This is a genomic window from Campylobacter sp. BCW_6463 (genome assembly GCF_001762785.1).
In the GTDB taxonomy this organism is placed as follows: Bacteria; Campylobacterota; Campylobacteria; order Campylobacterales; family Campylobacteraceae; genus Campylobacter_D; species Campylobacter_D jejuni.
The window spans coordinates 1-20,362 of the sequence record NZ_MJXL01000029.1; the positions used below are offsets into that span (position 1 = coordinate 1).

Genomic DNA, 20,362 nt, shown 5'->3' on the forward strand with positions numbered 1-20,362 from the left:
AATTCCCAAAATAATATAATCTTACAACAAACTAATCAAATTCATAATTTAAATGAAACCTTAGAAAATAAAAATCAATTATTAATTGTAAAACAAAACCTGCTAAAATTCCAAAATAATTATGGAAAAGCCAAAATAAGAATTCAAAACCAACTTTCTTATAAACTAGGACAAGCTTTGATTTTAAATTCTAAAAGTGTATTCGGTTTTTTATCTTTACCTTTTATAATATTAAGCATTGTTATTTCACATAAACAAGAACAAAAGGCTTATAAATTTAAAGTAAAGAAAAATCCAAATTTAGCTTTACCACCTTTAGAAACTTATCCTGATTATAATGAAGCTTTAAAAGAAAAAGAATGTTTTACTTATAAATTAGGAGAAGAATTTATTAAGGCTAGTAAAAATTGGTATGGGGGTGGGTATATTAAATTTTGGTTAATTAACATACAAAATTTAAAAAGGAAAGATTAATGAAACTAAAACAATGGCTATTATCACTAGTAAAAAAACTACAAACTAAAAAGAAATATAAGCATATTTTAGAATTGCAATCTAGAATTACAGAACTAGAAAAAATAAATAATATTTTATTAAACAATATGACAACGGGGGGGGGGAGTATAACAGAAAAAATTAAAAAAATTACTCCTAGACCTTTTTTACACGGTATTAGTTTTCATTTAGCAGAACACTGTAATTTAAATTGTTTTAGTTGCGATAATTTCTCTCAGATAGCTAAAAAAGGCTATTATGAATTAAATCAATTTGAAAAAGATGTGCAAAAAATATTTTACATTACCGAAGGAATGGTAGAACAGTTTTATTTAGCAGGAGGGGAACCTTTGATGAATAAAGATTGTAAAGAATATTTTTATATTTTAAGGAAACATTTTAAAAATAACTCAATTTGGTTAATTACTAATGGAATTTTACTCCCAAAACAAGATAATTCTTTCTGGAAAGCTTTAGAAGAAAATAATATCATCCTAAGACCTACAAAATATCCCTTGAAAATTGACTGGGAAAATATTAAACAAAAATGCAAAGAATACAACATAACACTATCTTTTTTCAATGATGAAAACATAGAAAAAACCAGTTTTAAAACAGCTTTAAATTTAAAAGGCGATAGCGATCCATTTGATAATTTTACAATTTGTCACAGAGCTAATATAAGAATACAAATAAAGGATGGTATAGTATACCCATGTCCTATAGTAGCAAATATCAAATATTTTAATAGCTACTTTAAGCAAAATTTGCAAATTTCTAATAGGGATTATCTTGAACTTAAAAAAATTACAAGTTATGATGAAATATTAAACTTTATATCCAAACCTTTACCATTCTGCAGATATTGTGCCATTTCAAAAATGGATTGTAGACCTTGGTGTCATAGTACAAAAAACATAACAGAATATGCAGTTAACTAAAGATTGTATTATGCAAAATTTCTTCTAAAACCACAGTGGCATAAGAGCCTTTTTGTAAGAAAAACTCCATGCAAAAATGAGCTTTTTCTTCATCATAACGCCATTTTAACTCTTCTAAATATCCCCACATAAAGCGTCTTGAACCTTGCATTTTAGCCTTAAACTCCAAAGTATCTTTAAAAATTTCATTTTCTAAATTTAAGGCCAGACCTTCTCCTGCTTCATAAGCCTTAGCACCGATTAAAAGTCCCATAGCACTAATGTCTCTTGCTCTAAAACGCTCAAGCTCAGCACTCAAATCCTCGCATAAAAAACACTTTCCAAAAGGATAATGCCCTAAAACCTCGCCTTTTAAAAGCTTAAAAAATTGCTCTTGTTTTTTAAGTTCCTTGGCTTCTTCTTTAGAAATTTTATAAATTTGGATCAATTCTTTTTCGCTAAAATCATTTGCAAAATGTGATAACTCCACTCTTTTACTCAAATAGCGATTAAAAAGCTCACTTTGAAAAGCTGAGATTAAAAACTCTTTCATTTTTACATTTTTCATTTTTTTGCCACGCAAAATTTCAAGCCCTTCTTTATAATTATCCCCAAATTTTCCAAAACGCTGATAGCCAAAATAATTTGCAAAACCTTGTTTATCCAAATTCATCAAAACTTGTTCTAGTTTTAAAGCATCGCTTGGCATTACTTTTTTTAAGCGTATAAAAAAAGAATTTCCTTTTAAATGCCCTATTCTTAGCTTGTTTTCATGGATAAAAGTTTCTAAAATTTTAAGTTTAGGATGAGAAAAATTTGACAAAAAACTCTCAAATTTTTTAGGCATAGAAAGGTATTGAAAGGTTGATCCTTGCTTGTCTTTAAGCCCTGCATAACCAAAATCTCTTATTTTAACCCCACTTGCTTCACTTAAAATTTTTAAAGCTTCATTTGTGGTTAAATCTTTTTTATTGATATGCAAAATAAGATGCTCACCCTTACCTCTAAATTCATACAAAGGCCTTTCACGCACTACAAAATCATCGCTATTTTTACTAAAATACGCATTAATAGGACTGTGTTTTAAACTATACAAAGGCTTAAAAATGGTGTTCTCTTCCGCTAAATTCATATTTTCCTTTCACTGCTTTTCCAAAGATATTTAATTTCACGCCGTGTTTTTTGGCTATTGTTTCTATATTTTGCCGTTCTTTTTCATCAAAAGCAAACAAAATTTCATATTCTTCTCCGCTATAAAGCGTATAATCATCAAGTTTTTTAAACCAAGAAATACCGCATTTATTTAAGGCTAAAAGTCTTGCTAAATCCTTGCTCAAACCATCTGAAATATCCATAGCACAAGAAATTAAAGGTGCGATTTCATAAAAAAAACTAGCTCTTAATTTTGGCTTTATAAATACATGGTTTGGTTTTAAAATGCCCCCATTTTGTAAAATTTCAAGCCCTTTTAAACTTCGCCCTAATTTTCCTGTATAAGCAAGTAAATGTCCTTTTTTTAAACCTTTTCTAAAAACGGCTTTATCGTTAATCTTTGAAATGATAGTAAGACTAATGTCTATTTTATCATTGCTTATAGTATCGCCGCCTATGATTTTTATATTAAATTTCCTAGCTGTTTTTAAAAAACCTTTTTGCAAGGCTTTGATCTCATTTTCGCTTAAATTTTTTGGTAAAGCAAGTCCTAAAAGTGCGTATTTTGGTACAGCATTCATCACAATGGCATCTGAGATATTGACAAGCATTGCTTTTGTAGCGATTTGCTCTAAGCTAAACCACTCCCTTTTAAAATGCACATTTTCAAAAAACAAATCCTTGCTAAAACACCAATCATCAATAATAGCTCCATCATCGCCATTTTTTTCATTTAAAAAAGCTTTGATAATAAAATCTTCTTTGTTCATAATGCGTGATTTTATAAAATTTCCTTTTAAATTCTAGTGAATTTTAGAAAAATTTTATATAATATAGAAATATTTAAGGAAAAACCATGAAAAAATTAGAATTAAGAATTTTTAGATTTGATAAAACCAAGGATTATGAGGCTTATTATAAACCTTATATTTATGATAATTATGAAAATTTTGCAAGTTTTTATGATTTGCTTTTGCAAATTCAAGATGATGATATTTATTTTGATTTTGATAAAGATGAAGATACTTACATAGTTGTAAATAAGCAAATCATACCACTTTTTACACCTTTAGAAAAAATAGCAAAAGAATTTGATTTTAATCTTTGTATCGAGCCTTTAAGTACAAAAAGAGCTATTAAAGATCTTATCATTGATAAAAATGATTTTTTAGACAAATACAAATATCTTGAAAAATTTGGCGATGAAGAGGATAAAAAGCTTTATGGAAAATATGATTATTTATATTATGCAAGTGAAATTTTAGACTATCTTCCTGAATATATGGGCGATGGAGTGTTTTATTTGGCCTCAAAAATGATAGAAAAATATCCTGAAAAAAAGATAGAAATTTTAAAAACTCTAGCAGATAAAGAAAAGGGTATTTTTTATCACCTTGAAAGTAAAAATGAAATTTTAGAAACAACGATCAAAAACCTACAGAATGAAATTTTAAATTTAGGGCTTTTTGATAAAAATATTTTACACTTTGATTTACCTAAAACCAATGCTTTTGATAATGAGATCAAAGAACTTAAAGAAATTAAACATAATTTTAAAGATTTCAATATAACTTTTTATGGTTTTAATGCTTGTGATACTTTAAAATCCAAACTTGAGGCTAAATTTATTTCCTATGAAAACAGTATAAAAAATAATGGCTTTACTTTACTGAATTTAAACCCTACGCTAAGCTATAAAATGGCTGCAGATATTGTTTTGGACGCTTATGATAGCGGGGCTGATTTTATGGTAGTAAAAGAAGAAAAGGATTTTTATCTTTTTGATACTTGTGCTAAAAAACTTATGCAAACAAGTGGGAGAGATTTTGAAGACTTTTATATTTTAAGTCGTTTTGAGTTTTTAGCCCTTATTCAAGGCATACAAGCTCCATCATTAAAAAATCATACTTTAAAGGTTAGTTTGATATGAAAATCTCTTTAGAATGCAAAGATCTCATCATAGAAAAAACTTTAGAACTTTTTTTAAAAGATCATTTGGTAATGAAAAAAGATTGCGATTTCATCATTAGCGATGAAAAAATTCACACCGCAAAACCCTTATTTATCATCTCTAAGAACTCTCCATTTTTAAGCGTGCCATTTAGCAAAGAAGCCTTGTTTGAGTCTTTAAATGAATTTGACAATGCTTTAAAAGCAGCAGCTTTACAACTTGCACTTGAACAAAAAAGACTGCTTGAAGAAAAAATTGACGCTATTGCCTTGGAATTTAAAAAAGATTATGAAAATAAAATCGATCTTGCCATAAAAGATCTTAAAAACAAACTCGTAAAAGCACTTAATGATGAATGATGAATTTATAAGCGTTAAAGACTTTTTTAATCACAATGAAAAAAGAAAAAAAATTCTTCAAAAACAAGAAATTAGTTCCCCTAAAGAAAAAATAAAAAAAGTCAAAGAAACAAAACTTTATACAAATATAAAAAGTGGTAAATACAAAGGAAAAAAACTACTTTTGCCTAGTCTTACAACAACAAGAAGCACTAAAAGCATAGTAAAAAGTTGTGTTTTTAATGTAATAAGAGAAGATTTAAAAGATAAAATTTTCATTGAAGCCTTTGGTGGAAGTGCTTTGATGGCGGCTGAAGCACTAAGTAATTATGCTTTAAAAGCTTATGCTATAGAACTTGATGTAAAAGCTTATAAAATTGCTTTAGAAAATGCTAAAAACATAGATCCAAATTTAGAAGTAATCCATGCAAATACTTTTGAAATTTTACCCCGACTCATAGAAAATTCAAAAAATGAAATCATCTTATATCTTGACCCACCTTTTGATATCAGAGAAGGTTTTAGCGATATTTATGAAAAAATTTATCATTTTTTAGAAAATTTAGATTTAAAGACTTTAAATTTAATCATTTTTGAACACCACTCAACCATAAAAACTCCCGAAAAAATCCAAAATTTTCAAAAAGTCAAAGAAAAGAAATTTGGATCAACAAGTTTAAGTTTTTACTCTTCTTAACTTACTTGGAACACTTCTTGCTTAATCTATCATCAACAATAGATTAAAGGAAGAATCCATGAGAGTTTTAACGATATTTTTACTCTTTATGACAAGCATTTTTGCAGTGCAAATCAAGGATGTAGCAAACACTGTAGGTGTAAGAGATAATCAACTTATAGGTTATGGACTTGTTGTAGGGCTTAATGGAAGCGGCGATGGAACAAGCTCTAAATTTACGCTACAATCCATCTCAAACCTTTTGCAAGGTATGAATATCAAAGTAGATCCTAACGATATCAAATCAAAAAATACCGCAGCTGTTATGGTTACAGCCAAACTTCCAGCTTTTGCAAAAAGCGGAGATAAACTTGATATTACCGTTTCATCTATGGGTGATGCAAAATCTTTACAAGGCGGAACACTTTTACTGACTGCACTTCGTGGGATTGATGGTGAAATTTATGCCATAGCACAAGGCTCTATCTCAACAGGAGGTTTAACACCTAGACCAGGAGGAGCAGGTTCTCACTCAACTACTGCAACTGTAATGGGTGGAGCTAATGTAGAAAGAGAAATTCCACAAAATTTTAGTCAAAACAATGATCTAACCTTAAGTTTAAAAGTAGCAGACTTTAAAACCGCAAACGATATAGAAAGAGTTTTAAATACTGTCTTTGGCGAAGAAGTGGCTAAAGCCATCGACTCTCGCACAGTAAAACTCAAAAAACCTGAAGATCTTTCAAATGTTGATTTTATGGCAAGAGTTTTAGAACAAGATATAGCTTATAAACCACAAAGCAAAGTTATCATCGATGAAAGAACAGGAACAGTGATTGCTGGAGTTGATGTAGAGGTAGAACCTGTTTTAATCACCCATAAAGATATCACCATAAAAATAGATCCAAACAATAACGCAGTAGCTAATCAAAATGAAATCGATATGAAAGATGGTGGTTTTGTAGATCCAAGTTCAAATACCTTAAGAATCAACAATGCAAAAAGCACAGTTGCAAATATAGCTAGAATGCTTAACAAACTTGGAGCAACCCCAAATGACATTATCGCTATTATGGAAAATTTAAAGCGCGCAGGTGCAATTAACGCAGATTTGGAGATCATCTAATGAAAGTGGATAATTTTTTAAATACTTATAGTATGAATAGTGCTTTACTTGATCGCGCAGCCAAAGCAAGAAGTTTAAAATCAAGCATCAAAATAAATGATAATGATATAGTTACAAAGAGCAAAGAAGATGAAGCCTTAAAAGAACAAACGGATGCTTTTGAAGCATTTTTTTTAAAGCAAGTTTTAGACGTATCTTTAAAAAGTCAAAATTCACTCTTTGGAAAAGATGCCAGCGATGAAATATACTCTTCCATGTATAACGATACCATGAGTAAAGCTTTAAGTGGAGGTATGGGTTTTTCAAAATTATTATACGATTTTTTAAAAGAAAGGGGTTAAGTTTTTTAAATTTGGGTCGATATGGTTTGTAGAGGATTATAACTAAGATCAAGGAGGCAGAAATGATCAATCCTATACAACAAAGTTATGTGGCAAATACCACATTAAATACAAATAGAATAGATAAAGAAACAAAAACAAACGATACTCAAAAAACGGAAAATGATAAAGCGAGTAAAATCGCAGAGCAGATTAAAAACGGTACTTATAAAATCGATACAAAAGCTACAGCTGCTGCGATTGCTGACTCTTTAATCTAAATTTTCATTCTCCTTTTTTTGAGAGAGAAAAGGAGAAAATATGCTTAAACAAAGACTTGATGAAGTAAATGCTATCTTAGCAAAACTTATTGCTTTAACCGAAGAAGATATAGAAAATATCAAAGTGGCTAAACATGAGAGTGTAACGCCAAGTGTAGAAGAAAAAAACAAACTTATCGCCGAATTTATTACAGCTAAAAAACAGCTTGATGTTGCCTTGGTTGAGCTAAATAATAGCTCTACAAAAGGGCTTAGTGAACTCTTAGATGATGAAGATAAACAAAAGCTAGATCTACTTAAAAAAAATCTTCAAAACCTTCATAGCAAAAACAAAGAGTATGCTAAATTTGTTCTTATTGTCAAAGATTTTCTTGATAGCTTAGTAAATAAAATGTTTGATATCAATGATGGAACAAATAATGCTTATGGAGATAAAAAGACAAATCCAGAGTCAATTTTCAAGATCAATGTATAAGGATTTATAATGGGTATTTTTGGAACATTATACACAGGTGTTACAGGCTTAAAGGCAAGCGAAGTTCAAATCGCAACAACTGGAAATAATATCTCAAATGCTAATGCAACTTTTTATACACGCCAAAGAGTAGTGCAAACTACAAATGGGTATATTACCACAGGTGGAGTTCAAGTAGGCACAGGAACTGCTATAGAAAGTATAGTGCGTTTGCATGATGAGTATTCTTACTACAAATTAAAAGGTGCATCAAACCAACTAGAATACACTAAATATATGGCTTCAACCTTACAAGAAATCGCTCAGCGTTTTCCAGACTTACAAAATACTGGAATTTTGAAAGATTTAGAAAATTATAACAAAGCTTGGAATGATTTTGCATCCAACCCCAATGAAAATGCCACAAAAATAGCCCTTGTAAAAGCTTCTCAAACCTTAACAGAAAGCGTTAATAACACTTTTGCAACCTTGGATAAAATCCAAAAAAAAGTAAATGATGATATTAAAAATACGGTTGATGAGATTAATAGAATTGGTGAAGAAATTGCCACTATAAATAAACAAATTTATGGACAAGAAGCCTTACCAACAGAACACGCAAATGAGCTTAGGGATAGAAGAGATGAACTTGAACTTACCCTTTCAAAGCTAGTTAGTGCAGTTGCAAGCAAAAATGAAATCAATCAAGACAATCGCCTTGATACAACCATCACTGATCCAGGACATCAATACAATCTAAGTATAGAAGGTTTTAGTATAGTAGATGGGATAAATTTTCATCCTTTAAAGCTTGATTATGATGATAAAAATAAATCTTATAGCATTTATTATGAAACTCCTGATGAAAAAGTTCGCGATCTTACTGCAAAGATTAACGGTGGACAGCTTGGTGCTCAACTTGACTTACGCGGTAGAAACTATAGCAAAAGCGAAGGAAAATATGAAGATGGAATTATCCAAGATTATATGGATTCTTTAGATACTTTTGCTAAGACCATGATCAATGAAACTAACAATCTTTATGCAAGTTCTGCGAAAAGTTCTGTTACTTCTGATTATCTATCTGGACTTAAAGGAGATATTCCTTTAGTTAATTACGACAGAACCATACAACCAGGAAGTTTTGATATAGTCATTTATGATGATAAAGGCGATAAAAAACTCACCAAAACCATCACCATAGATGTAAATACAACCATGAATGATATCATGCGTCAAATCAATGCTAATACAGATGATAATAACGATCACAATGCAAATAATGATGTTGATGATCATATCAATGCAAGTTTTAGCTACGATGCAAAAACTGGAGATGGTTTATTTCAAATCAATGCAAAATCAGGCTTTAAGGTAGCTATTGAAGATAAAGGCACAAATTTCGCAGGTGCGTTTAGTATAGGTGGTTTTTTCAGCGGAACTGATGCAAGTGATATGAAAGTAAAAGATTCTATCTTAAATGATCCAAGCACAGTAAGAGCAAGCTCAAATGGGGTTGATAGTGGCAATGACATGGCAAATAAAATCATCCAACTTCAATATGATAAAGTTAATTTTTATAATGAAGATGGCACTATTGATAATCTTACCATGGAAGAATATTACCGCAAACTTACAGGTAAAATAGCTTCAGATGGTGAAAATAACAATGTTGTAAATTCAAGCAATGAAACTCTTTATAATTCTGTTTATAGCGAATACCAATCTAAAAGTGGTGTAAATACAAATGAAGAATTAGCCGCTCTTATACAATACCAATCAAGTTACGGTGCTGCAGCAAAAATCGTCTCAACCGTAGATCAAATGCTTGATACCTTACTAGGACTTAAATCTTAAGCTCTAGCAATATCAAGTGAAAAATTTTATCCATCTTAAAGCTAAGCTTGATTTTTTAGCCAATCAAAAAAATACCAATCATTCCCTTTTTGAAACTCCAGATCCTTTGCAAATTGCTAAAATTCACAATGATGAATTTATTGCCTTAATTTGTGCTTTATTTGCCTATGGAAATGCTAAAAATATAGTAAATTTTCTAAAAAAACTTGATTTTTCTTTATTAAACCTTCAAGAAAAACAAATAAAAAAAGAACTTAAAAATTTAAAATACCGCTTTCAAAATGAGAAAGATATACAAGAAATTTTTATCACTCTTTCAAGACTTAAAAATGAAATTTCACTCTACGAACTTTTTTATCAAGCCTATCAAAAAAGAGAAAATACCACAGATGCCATCTTAGCTTTTATACAAAAAATCAAAACCTTAAATTCATATTCAAGTTATGGGTATGAATTTTTCTTTGGAAAAATTTGGCAAAACACCCCTACTTCACCTCTTAAACGCTATAATATGTATCTAAGATGGATGGTTAGAAAAGATGAACTTGATCTTGGACTTTTTACCAAAATTCACACCAAAGATCTTTTAATTCCACTTGATACACATACACATAAAATTTCCTTGACTTTAGGACTTCTAAAGCGTAAAATATATGATTATAAAAGTGTTTTAGAACTCACGCAAAATTTAAAAAAATTAGATGCAAATGATCCCATAAAATATGACTTTGCACTCTATCGTTTAGGGCAAAGTAAGGAAATTGACAAATTTAAGGAGTGAAAAATGGGCTTTGAGCACTTAGATACAATTTATTATTTCATACTTTTTTTTGTAGCTCTTTTTGCTGGTTTTATAGATTCTATTGTAGGTGGAGGAGGGCTTATTACTCTACCAGCACTCATAGCCTGTGGAATTCCTGCGCATTTATCCTTAGCAACAAACAAACTCCAAAGCGTCTTTGGTTCTTTTACAGCTACTTTAACTTATTTTAAATCCACCACTCTACCTCATCTTGCTTGGGGTGTTTTTTTTACAGCCTTAGGAGCAGCTATAGGAAGTTATAGTGTTCTTTTTGTAAAAGATGAGCAATTAAAGCTTATTATCTTAATCTTTTTAACTCTTACTTTCTTATATACAGCCTTACGTCCTAACTTAGGCAAACACGAAAGTGAACCTAAAATAAAAAATATCAAAATTTTTCATTTAATTTGTGGCTTAACTTTAGGATTTTATGATGGATTTTTAGGGCCTGGAACGGGTTCATTTTGGATTTTTGCTTGTGTGATGCTACTAGGTTTTAATATGAAAAAAGCAAGCATTAATACTAAAATTTTAAATTTTACAAGCAATATTATTGCCCTTGCTATATTTTTATGGCAATACGAACTTTTATGGGCTGTAGGCTTGCTTATGGGCGTAGGACAAGTTTTAGGAGCTTATTTAGGCTCAAAACTTGTATTAAAAACTAATGGAAAGTTTATAAAAACTTTATTTTTAATCGTTGTAGGAGCCACTATCATTAAAGTAGCTTGGGATTATTTTAGTTAAAATTGACCCCTGAGCTAAGCTCCCACATAGGTAAAAATATACCTAAAGCCAAAAACAAAACTAAAAGCGCCACAAATAAAGTCATCATAGGCTCTAAAAAAATCAAAAATCTATCCATTAAATTTTCACTTTTTTGTTGATAATATTTGGTAATTTCTTCACTTAACACTTCAAGTCTTCCACTTTTCATCGCAACGCTAAGCATAGAAAATACCAAAGAATCAAAAATATCAATCTTTTTAAAAGCCTGACTTAACTCAAGACCAGAATCTATAAAACTAAAAAGTTTTTTATACTGAAAAATTAAAAATTTATTTTCAAGCCCTATAATAGCTAAATCAAAAGCTTTAGATATTGAAATTCCATTTTTTAAAAGCAAAGAAAAACCATAAAAAAATAATAATTTTGATTATAAATAATCAAACGAGAAATCAAAGGTATTTTTAAAAATAAAAAATCGCAAGAAAAAGCAAAAGAATGAAAATTTTTATAAGCTAAAATAAGCATAACAATAAAAATAACAAACAAAAATATGCAAAAAATTCCATAGTCATCTAAAAAATTATAAATTTCTAACATTACATGCGTGATAAAAGGCAAACTCGTGCCTAAATTTTCAAATAAATCTTTAAAATTAGGCACTACAAAAAGCATTAAAAACAAAAATACTTAAAAAAACCAAAGTAGGATATCTAAAAGCCTTTTTTAATTGTTTTTGAGTCTCTAAGCTTTTTTCTCGAAGTTTAGAAATTTGACTAAACACTTCGCTGATTTTTCCTGTCTTTTCAGCCGTTTTAATCAAGGCTAACTCCGCACGATTTAATCCAAAATTAGCATTTTCAAAAGCTTGATTTAGATTTTGAGCTAAAATTAAATTGTCTAATATTTTTTTCATAATCTTGCAAGAATGCATAAGATATAATTCTCTAATCGCTTCTTGAACACTTAATCCAACTTCACACAATAAAGCCAGCTCTTTAAAAAAGAGTATAAAATTTTCATCTTTTAATCTCTGAAAATTAGATTTTTGAATTTCTTTTATATTAATGATTTTCCAATTCTTTGATAAGGCTTTTGCTTGTGCTGTATTTAAATTTTCAGCTTTTATAGTTTTTGTATAATTTTGATTGTTTTTAAGAAATTCTACTTCATAAAATTTCATCTTACAACCCTTAAAAGCTCATCTATACTTGTAAGACCTTCTTTGGCTTTTTTTAAACCTTGTTCAAACATAGTTTGAAAACCATATTTTTTTGCAAGCTCCATTAAAATCGTTTTATCTTGATTTTCCCTAATTGCACAAGCTAAATCTTCATTGATCTCTAAGCATTCAGCGATTAATTCTCTGCCAAAAAATCCACTATGATGACAACGCTCGCATCCTTTTGGTTCAAAAAATTCACCTTCAAATTCAATATAATGTTTTTTGCTTTTTTGTTTGCACCAAGGACAAAGTTTTCTAACCAAACGCTGTGCTATAACAAGACTCAAAGCCGATGCTATCAAGTAACTTTTTGCTTGCATATCCAAAAGCCTATCAATGGTACTAAGAGCATCATTAGTATGCAAGGTGCTTAAAAGCAAATGACCTGTTAAAGAAGCTTTAAGTGCAATATCTAAACTTTCTTCATCGCGAATTTCTCCTATCATGATAATATCAGGATCTTGCCTTAAAATTGCTCTTAAAACACTATTAAACTCGACTCCAACTTTTGAATTGAGTAAAATTTGCTGCACTAAAGGAATTTTATACTCTATAGGATCTTCTGCGGAGATAATCTTTTTTTTCAATACTTTTCAACTCATTTAAACACGCGTATAAAGTTGTGCTTTTACCACTACCTGTAGGGCCGGTTAATAAAATCATTCCATTGGGACGATGTAAAATCTTTTTTAAAATTTCTAAATTTTTATTTCCAAGATTTAGTTTATACAAATCCAAAATTTCTTTATCATGTTTTAAAATTCTTATAACAACACTTTCGCCATAAATCAAAGGCAAACATGAAACACGAAAATCATATCTTTCATTTTCAAAATCTAATTCAAAACTTCCATCTTGTGTTTTTCTTGATTCAGCTAAATTCAAACAAGCTAAAAATTTGACATGAAAAACCAAAGCTTCATAAACATCCTTCTCAAAAATAGCAAATTCACGCAAAATTCCATCAACCCTAAACCTAATCAAAGCATCATCATTCCTTGCTTCTATATGAATATCACTCGCATGAAAAGATAAAATTTCATGTAATAAAAAATCAAAAATTTGACTGATGCAACTTTGATCATCTCTTTTTTGATTTTCTTGCCATTCAAGTCTAAGCTTAATGCTTAATCTTTTAATCTCCTCTTGAATACGAATTTGATTTAAAATTTTAGCTATCTTTAATTCATCGGCAATTGCAGTGACGATTTTTTCACAAATCATAAAAGTCTTAACTTGCTCTAAAAGCTCTAAAGAACAAGGTTTAGATCTAACAATCATAAAGCCGTCATTGTTTTTAATAAGCAGAAATTTAAATTTTAAAAGTAAAGAAAAAGGTATACCTTCATAAATAAAATCATTATCTTCATCTAAATCAACAAAATGTAAATTACAAAAATTTGCTAATTTTTTAAAAAAATCCCAAGAAGTGATATTAAATTTAGTGCAAATTTCATCAAGACTTATTTCATTATCAATATAAGCTTGAAAAATTTTATCCATTCTACTTTCCATCTAATTCCATTAAACCATAATAATTTATATAAGCATCTAAAGCACTTTGAGCTTCTTTTTCTTCACCTAAAGCTCTTTTAGCCTGAGCAAAAATCAGCCAAGAATCTTGTTTTTGCTTGTCAAGTTCATTGGCTTTTAAAGCCCAAATATTGTCTTTTGATAAGCTTTAATATCAAAATACTTCTTAGCTAAATTTAATGCCTTTTCATAGCTTGGATTTTGATAAAAAGATTTTTTTAAATCAGAAATATTTAAAATTTTAGAATCAATTTCTATCTTACTAATGTGTGTATTTTCCCGCACCGCTTTAACTTCTTCTAGTTCTTTATATAACTTTTCCCTAGAAATCTTATTTTTTTCTTGTAAAATTTGCGCTTGAAGAATCTTTTGCTCTAAATGCTTTTTATGTTCAATAGCTTGCAAATAAATATTTTTTTGCTTATTATATTTTTGCATTAGCACAAAAAAACAAAATGCTATCACTAAGATTAAAACAATTAAAAATAAATATTTTAAATATTTTTTAAGTAAAAAATATTTATACCTAAGCTCAAGTTCTTTAATTCTTTCTTGCATACCTTACCTTAATAAGCCATTCTCTAAAGCACTAAGCTTTAAAATATACTCTTGACTTTTGTTTGTATCAAAAAAACTATTTATCTCATAAAAACTTTTTAAAGTTTTATCAATATATCTTAAATTTCCTTGAGAAATTTTTTGTAAAAACTTAAGACATTTATTTGAAAAATTCATTCCGAATTTCAATTTAATATAATCATCAAGCTCTAAAAGACTAATATTTTTCAATTCAAAACAAGCACTTAAACGACTTTTAAAATGCTCTTTTTTAAGTATATTTAACTTTTTATGAGAACTTAAAACAAAACTTATAGAATCACTATAAATCCTAATGCTTTCTAGCATTGCATAATCATACATTCCTACTTCATCAAGAATGATTAAACTCTGACCTTGTGAAATCAAAAACTCAATTTTTTCTTTTAAGAAACTCTGATCTTTAAAATTTTCATTAATAAAATCAACATTATATTTTTTTGCCAATCTTTGCAACAATACACTTTTACCGCTACCACTTTTTCCCCATAAAAAAATAAAAGCTTTTTGGCTTTCTAAAATTTGATTGATTTGATGAAAAATTTCTTCTCTAAATGGAATAATTTTACTCATAATGCTTAAATCCTAGATCTTTAAGACTTGGAGCGTTTACACTATCTACTATACTTGGAGTGATAATAAAAACAATTTCGGTTGCTTTAGAATTTAAAACTTCTCCTTTAAACAAAGAACCTAGAATTGGAATTTTTGATAGAAAATTGATAGAATTTTTCTCATTAGATTTATCGTGAGAAATCAATCCACCTAAAATTAAAGTTTGATTATTCTCTACTTGCACAACACTAGAAAGCTTTTTTTGTATGGTATCAGGAGCAATAGTTCTTGGTTCTTTTTGTCGTTTATTATCTTCTGGATACTTAAAATCACTTAAGCTTGGATTAATTCTAAGCATTATTTTTCCATCATCAGAAATTTCAGGCAAGATATTGAGTAAAATGCCTACAAAAATAGAATAATTATTATAACTTTCACTAACAGTAGTCCCATTTTCAGTGCCTTTAGAACTTTCTTTGACTTGATAATTTATAGTATCGCCTACAGAAATAATGGCTTGTTGGTTATTTAAAGCCATAAGCTTTGGATTAGAAAGCACGCTAGTTTTCCATTTTGAGAAAGAAAGTTAATAATAGAATCAAAATTTAAATTCGCCCTTAAACCCAAATTCTTAACAAAACCTTGCCCATTTTGAAACTGAATAAAAGAATTTTCATTATTTACTTGCGAATTTAAACCTATATTAAAATTTTACCAATTAATCCCACTAGAATGGCTTTCATTTAAACTCACAGCAAGTATGCTAACATCGATAATAACTTGTTTTTTAAGACGATTTTCTAGTTTTTGCAAATAATTTTTCACACTTTTTAACTGAGAATTTGTTCCAGTTACTATAATAAGACCTGCATTGGGATTTATAATGGGAGTTTTAGCCTCATAATCTTCATGAGAATTTTTTAATAATACAATAATCTCTTTTTCTATATTTTGCCAAAAATCAAATTTTTCCATACTTTTAATCATATTGTCTTCTGCGTCATCAAAACTACCGCTATATTCACTTTGCCTTGGTTTAGCGTCTACAGACGCTTTAGTTATGCTTTGTCCTTCTCTGATAGAAGTGATATAACTTATCTTAAAAATCTTCGTATTAATGCCTGAAATTCTTAAAATTTTACCATCAAAATCATAGCTAAGATCATGCTCTTTGATAAAAAAATTAAAAATTTCGTCCAAACTCATTTGATGAATATTGACAGAGTTTTGCAATGTTTCTAATTTTTCTTTGGCAATTTTATCTTTAACAATAATACTAAAAGAACAATATTTTGCAAGCTCATCAAGACTTTCTTGTATGCTTAATTTTTCATTAATACTGATATCAAAAAGACGCTTTTGACAATCTAAAGCATAAAGATAATGGCAAAAAAGAATGTTAATTAATATTAATCTTATCATTTTTATTTATTTGGATTGCAATTTCTAAATTATCATATTGGAATTTAATCTCTTTAGTATTTATTTCATATATTATAGCATCATCAATCATATCACCTTTTTTATACCATCGATCATAAATTTTTACTTTATCAAGCATAATTGCAGTAATTTTAATATGTCTTAATTTTTCAAAAGTAGGATTCACAAATGGGCTTTGAAGAGTATTAAAATTTATGCGATTTTCTTTATCTATCAGTTTAAAATACTCTTCAAAATTATCTTGTGCCAACAAAGTGCTAAAACACAATGTAGCACTAAAAATATATTTTATCAGCTTTCAACCTCATTGCTATAATCAGCCATAGCGATACGCTTAAGCTGTCTATAGCGACGTTGAGCGTCTTTTTTATTGCGTTCAAAAAGCTCAGCAGCGTGTTCAGGATTTGCTTTTTTAAGTGAATTATAACGCACTTCATTCATTAAAAATTGCTCATATAAATCCCAATCAGGCTCTTTTCCTGTTAGAGTTAAAGGATTTTTTCCTTGCTCTTCTAAACGAGGATCAAAGGTATAAAGTGGCCAATAACCACATTTTGTAGCAAGCTCACCTTGCTCTCCTGAGTAACCAAGCCCACCTTTAATACCATGAGCTATACAAGGAGAATAACAAATCACCAAAGATGGTCCATCATAGGCCTCAGCTGCAGTGATAGCTTTGATAAGATGAGTATAATTTGCCGTTGAATTTACTTGTGCTACAAAAATATAACCATAAGTCATAGCAATTTGACCTAGATCTTTTTTCTGTATAGGTTTGCCTGCTGCTGCAAACTGTGCTACAGCTCCTGTTCTAGAAGATTTTGAACTTTGACCGCCTGTATTAGAATAAACTTCTGTATCAAGCACTAAAATATTTACATTTTCTCCACTTGCTAAAACATGATCAAGTCCGCCATAGCCTATATCATAAGCCCAACCATCACCACCAAAAATCCAGTGAGATTTTTTACTTAAATACTGTTTAAGCTCTAATATATCTTGCACCGCTTTAATATTTTTATTTTGCTCTAAAATAGGGATCATTTTATCTTTAATTTCCGCAGACATAGCACCATTATCTTTATTTGCAATCCAATCTTTAAAAAGGGCTGATAAAGCATTTGGAACTTCTTGCATACTTTCATTCATGATATATTCAATGCGGTGTCTTGTATTTTCAGTTGCAATTTTCATACCCAAACCAAACTCAGCATTGTCTTCAAAAAGTGAATTTCCCCAAGCAGGACCGTGTCCATTTTTCACACTTTTTCTATAAGGAGTTGATGGAGCTGAACCCCCATAAATAGAACTACAACCTGTCGCATTAGCCACAATCATTCTTTCACCGAACAATCTTGTAATTAAAGTAATATAAGGAGTTTCTCCACATCCAGGACAAGCTCCATGGAATTCAAATAAAGGTTGGGCAAATTGTGCTCCTTTTGTAGTTTCTTTATTTAAAATATCATCTTTGTATGTGATTTCTTTAAATAAATAATCCGCATTTTCTTGCTCACCAAAATCCATCTCTTCTTGAAGTGGTACCATAACCAAAGATTTTTCTTTAGTAGGACACTCATGAACACAAAGCTCACAGCCTGTACAATCAAGTGGAGAAACTTGAATTTTAAAGCTTAATTTTTCTCCTTTGGTTCCTTTAGCTTCTAAAGCATGATCTTTTACACCGCGAGGTGCATTTGCCATTTCTTCATCATTAATCAAAAATGGCCTGATAACAGCATGCGGACAAACTGAAGCACATTGATTACATTGGATACAATTTGCCTCTATCCATCTTGGTACCATAACCCCAACACCGCGTTTTTCGTATTCGGTTGTGCCGTGTTCAAAACTTCCATCTTCATAACCTAAAAAGGCTGAAACAGGTAAATCATCACCCTTAGCTGCGTTCATAGGTTTTACGATTTTTTCAACAAATTCAGTACCTTTATAGGCATTGGTTTGTTCTTTTTCTTTAAGCTCTAAATTTTTCCAATTTGGATCTACTTCAACTTTTACAAGTCCATCAGCACCCACATCAATAGCCTTGTAATTCATTTCTACAATAGCATCGCCTTTTTTACTATAAGATTTATACGCAAGCTCTTTCATGTATTTTTGTGCGTCTTCATAAGGAATGATTTTTGCAAGTTTGAAAAAGGCTGATTGCATAATGGTATTTGTACGATTTCCCAAACCTATATCACGAGCTAGTTTGGTTGCATTGATGATATAAAAATTTACTTCTTTTTCGGCTAAAGTTTTCTTTACTGCATCTGGAAGTTGTCTTATGGTTTCTTCAGCATTCCAAATACTATTTAAAAGGAAAGTTCCACCTTTACGAATTCCTGCTAAAACATCATAAATTTCCAAATAAGCCGCTACCGAACAAGCGATAAAATGCGGAGTTGAAACAAGATAAGTTGAACGGATAGGTTTTTTAGAAAATCTTAAATGGCTTCTTGTATAACCCCCTGATTTTTTAGAATCATAAGCAAAATAAGCTTGAGCGTAAAAATCCGTTTTATCTCCGATGATTTTAATCGAGTTTTTATTTGCGCCCACAGTTCCATCAGCACCAAGTCCGTAAAATAAACATTCGATCGTACTTTCATCTCCAAGTGAAATTTTCTCTCCAGTACTCAGTGAAGTATGAGTTACATCATCAACTATACCTACAGTAAAGCCATCTTTTGGATTATCAAGTTTAAGATTTTCAAATACTGCTATCATTTGAGCAGGATCAACATCCTTTGAAGAAAGTCCGTATCTTCCACCCACTATAACAGGAGCATTTTCTCTTCCATAAAAAGCTGATTTTACATCAAGATAAAGTGGCTCTCCAAGACTTCCTGGTTCTTTGGTTCTATCTAAAACCGCGATTTTTTTCACTGATTTTGGCATAACATCAAAGAAATATTTTAAACTAAATGGGCGATAAAGATAAACTTTTAAAATCCCTACCTTTTCACCCTTAGCATTAAGATAGTCTACTACTTCTTCAAGTGCTTGAGTCACAGAACCCATAGCAACAATCACACGCTCTGGCTCTTTGTGTCCATAATAAGTAAATGGCTTATATTCTCTACCTGTGATTTTTGAAATTTCTTGCATATATTCATTAACAACATCAGGCAAAGCATCATAAAAACGGTTACTTACTTCTCTAGTTTGAAAATAAATATCATCATTTTGTGCTGTTCCACGTGTTTTTGGATTTTCTGGATTTAAAGCATTATTTCTAAATTCAAGCAAAGCTTCTCTATCTAATAATCTATCAAAATGCGCATAATCCATTACTTCAACTTTTTGAATTTCATGGCTTGTTCTAAAACCATCAAAAAAATGTAAAAATGGCACTCTTCCCTTAATTGCAGCTAAATGTGCTACACCAGCTAAGTCCATGGTTTCTTGCACAGAATGCGAACAAAGCATAGCAAAACCAATTTGTCTTGCCGCATAAATATCTTGATGATCACCAAAGATAGACAAAGCTTGAGCAGCCAAAGAACGCGCTGCTACATGGATTACACAGGGGAGTAATTGACCTGCTATTTTATACATATTTGGAATTTTAAGGAGTAATCCTTGAGAAGCCGTATAAGTTGTAGTCAAAGCCCCAGCTTGTAAAGATCCATGCACACTACCTGCAGCTCCTGCTTCACTTTGCATTTCTACGATTTTTACAGGAACTCCAAAAAGATTTTTTTTTCCTGCAGCTGCCCACATATCGGTGTAATCAGCCATAGGAGAACTAGGTGTAATAGGATAAATTCCAGCAACTTCAGTAAAAGCATACGCAGCGTATGCAGCAGCCTCATTTCCGTCCATAGTTTTCATAATTTTACCCATTGAGACCTTCCTTTATATTGATAATTTTTATAATTTTTTAGCTATCAATTTACTATAAA

At 30.1% G+C, this 20,362-nt stretch carries 16 protein-coding genes and 5 pseudogenes; 12 read left to right on the forward strand and 9 right to left on the reverse strand.

The features are described 5' to 3' along the window. Nucleotides 1-474, forward strand: a pseudogene (locus tag AJ884_RS02530) (glycosyltransferase family 2 protein); the annotation flags it as partial. After that, the gene (locus tag AJ884_RS02535; protein WP_070286407.1) at nt 474-1,436 is read left to right on the forward strand and encodes a radical SAM protein; all 963 of its coding nucleotides are present in this window, start codon (nt 474-476) and stop codon (nt 1,434-1,436) included. The pseudogene AJ884_RS02530 and the gene AJ884_RS02535, both read left to right, overlap by 1 nt. Here AJ884_RS02535 and truD read toward each other — a convergent pair. Beyond that, nucleotides 1,429-2,547, reverse strand: a complete 1,119-nt coding sequence (gene truD, locus AJ884_RS02540; protein ID WP_070286408.1) for a tRNA pseudouridine(13) synthase TruD — start codon at nt 2,545-2,547, stop codon at nt 1,429-1,431. The genes AJ884_RS02535 and truD overlap by 8 nt on opposite strands. Further along, the gene (locus AJ884_RS02545) at nt 2,516-3,337 is read right to left on the reverse strand and encodes a thiamine-phosphate kinase (RefSeq protein WP_070286409.1); all 822 of its coding nucleotides are present in this window, start codon (nt 3,335-3,337) and stop codon (nt 2,516-2,518) included. Before AJ884_RS02545 ends, truD begins: the two co-directional genes overlap by 32 nt. A gap of 86 nt (nt 3,338-3,423) precedes the next feature. On the opposite strand from AJ884_RS02545, the gene AJ884_RS02550 reads away from it, so the two are divergent. The 10 genes from AJ884_RS02550 to AJ884_RS02595 all read left to right on the forward strand — a co-directional run bounded on the left by AJ884_RS02550 (nt 3,424) and on the right by AJ884_RS02595 (nt 11,119). Next, the gene (locus tag AJ884_RS02550) at nt 3,424-4,497 is read left to right on the forward strand and encodes a DUF5644 domain-containing protein (RefSeq protein ID WP_070286410.1); all 1,074 of its coding nucleotides are present in this window, start codon (nt 3,424-3,426) and stop codon (nt 4,495-4,497) included. Continuing rightward, the gene (locus tag AJ884_RS02555; RefSeq protein WP_002870895.1) at nt 4,494-4,877 is read left to right on the forward strand and encodes a hypothetical protein; all 384 of its coding nucleotides are present in this window, start codon (nt 4,494-4,496) and stop codon (nt 4,875-4,877) included. The genes AJ884_RS02550 and AJ884_RS02555 overlap by 4 nt, the downstream gene beginning before the upstream one ends. Continuing rightward, a complete protein-coding gene (gene rsmD, locus AJ884_RS02560; RefSeq protein ID WP_070286430.1) occupies nt 4,870-5,553 on the forward strand; it encodes a 16S rRNA (guanine(966)-N(2))-methyltransferase RsmD in 684 nt (227 codons plus the stop codon). The genes AJ884_RS02555 and rsmD overlap by 8 nt, the downstream gene beginning before the upstream one ends. A gap of 58 nt (nt 5,554-5,611) precedes the next feature. Next, the gene (locus AJ884_RS02565) at nt 5,612-6,658 is read left to right on the forward strand and encodes a flagellar basal body P-ring protein FlgI (RefSeq protein WP_070252594.1); all 1,047 of its coding nucleotides are present in this window, start codon (nt 5,612-5,614) and stop codon (nt 6,656-6,658) included. Next, nucleotides 6,658-6,999 (forward strand): hypothetical protein, encoded by a 342-nt coding sequence (locus AJ884_RS02570; RefSeq protein ID WP_070286411.1) that lies wholly within the window; start codon nt 6,658-6,660, stop codon nt 6,997-6,999. Before AJ884_RS02565 ends, AJ884_RS02570 begins: the two co-directional genes overlap by 1 nt. Nucleotides 7,000-7,061: 62 nt before the next feature. Continuing rightward, nucleotides 7,062-7,259: a flagellar biosynthesis anti-sigma factor FlgM gene (gene flgM / locus AJ884_RS02575; protein WP_002792053.1), complete on the forward strand. Its 198-nt coding sequence runs from the start codon at nt 7,062-7,064 to the stop codon at nt 7,257-7,259. 40 nt (nt 7,260-7,299) lie between these two features. Further along, on the forward strand, nt 7,300-7,734 hold the full coding sequence (locus tag AJ884_RS02580) for a flagellar protein FlgN (RefSeq protein ID WP_002856482.1): 435 nt from the start codon (nt 7,300-7,302) through the stop codon (nt 7,732-7,734). A 9-nt stretch (nt 7,735-7,743) separates the two neighbouring features. Beyond that, complete coding sequence (gene flgK / locus AJ884_RS02585; RefSeq protein ID WP_070286412.1) at nt 7,744-9,570, forward strand: flagellar hook-associated protein FlgK; 1,827 nt, start codon at nt 7,744-7,746, stop codon at nt 9,568-9,570. Between the two features lie 16 nt (nt 9,571-9,586). After that, nucleotides 9,587-10,351, forward strand: coding sequence for a TIGR02757 family protein (locus tag AJ884_RS02590; RefSeq protein WP_070239585.1), 765 nt, complete (start codon nt 9,587-9,589; stop codon nt 10,349-10,351). A gap of 3 nt (nt 10,352-10,354) precedes the next feature. Next, entirely contained in the window at nt 10,355-11,119 is a 765-nt protein-coding gene (locus AJ884_RS02595) for a TSUP family transporter (protein ID WP_061210475.1), read from the forward strand. Here the strand turns inward: AJ884_RS02595 and AJ884_RS02600 are convergent. From AJ884_RS02600 to nifJ, 7 genes and pseudogenes are all read right to left on the reverse strand, one after another. Next, nucleotides 11,112-12,281 (reverse strand): annotated as a pseudogene (locus AJ884_RS02600) (type II secretion system F family protein). The gene AJ884_RS02595 and the pseudogene AJ884_RS02600 sit on opposite strands and share 8 nt — an antisense overlap. After that, nucleotides 12,278-13,838: pseudogene (locus tag AJ884_RS02605) on the reverse strand (GspE/PulE family protein). Before AJ884_RS02605 ends, AJ884_RS02600 begins: the two co-directional pseudogenes overlap by 4 nt. After that, nucleotides 13,828-14,414 (reverse strand): annotated as a pseudogene (locus AJ884_RS02610) (transformation system protein). Before AJ884_RS02610 ends, AJ884_RS02605 begins: the two co-directional pseudogenes overlap by 11 nt. 3 nt (nt 14,415-14,417) lie before the next feature. Next, nucleotides 14,418-15,026, reverse strand: a complete 609-nt coding sequence (locus AJ884_RS02615; protein WP_002921280.1) for an ATP-binding protein — start codon at nt 15,024-15,026, stop codon at nt 14,418-14,420. Further along, nucleotides 15,019-16,430: pseudogene (gene mshL / locus AJ884_RS02620) on the reverse strand (pilus (MSHA type) biogenesis protein MshL). Before mshL ends, AJ884_RS02615 begins: the two are co-directional and overlap by 8 nt. After that, entirely contained in the window at nt 16,408-16,719 is a 312-nt protein-coding gene (locus tag AJ884_RS02625) for a transformation system protein (RefSeq protein ID WP_070286413.1), read from the reverse strand. Before AJ884_RS02625 ends, mshL begins: the two are co-directional and overlap by 23 nt. Before the next feature lie 23 nt (nt 16,720-16,742). After that, on the reverse strand, nt 16,743-20,303 hold the full coding sequence (gene nifJ, locus AJ884_RS02630) for a pyruvate:ferredoxin (flavodoxin) oxidoreductase (protein WP_070286414.1): 3,561 nt from the start codon (nt 20,301-20,303) through the stop codon (nt 16,743-16,745). Nucleotides 20,304-20,362: the final 59 nt, after the last annotated feature.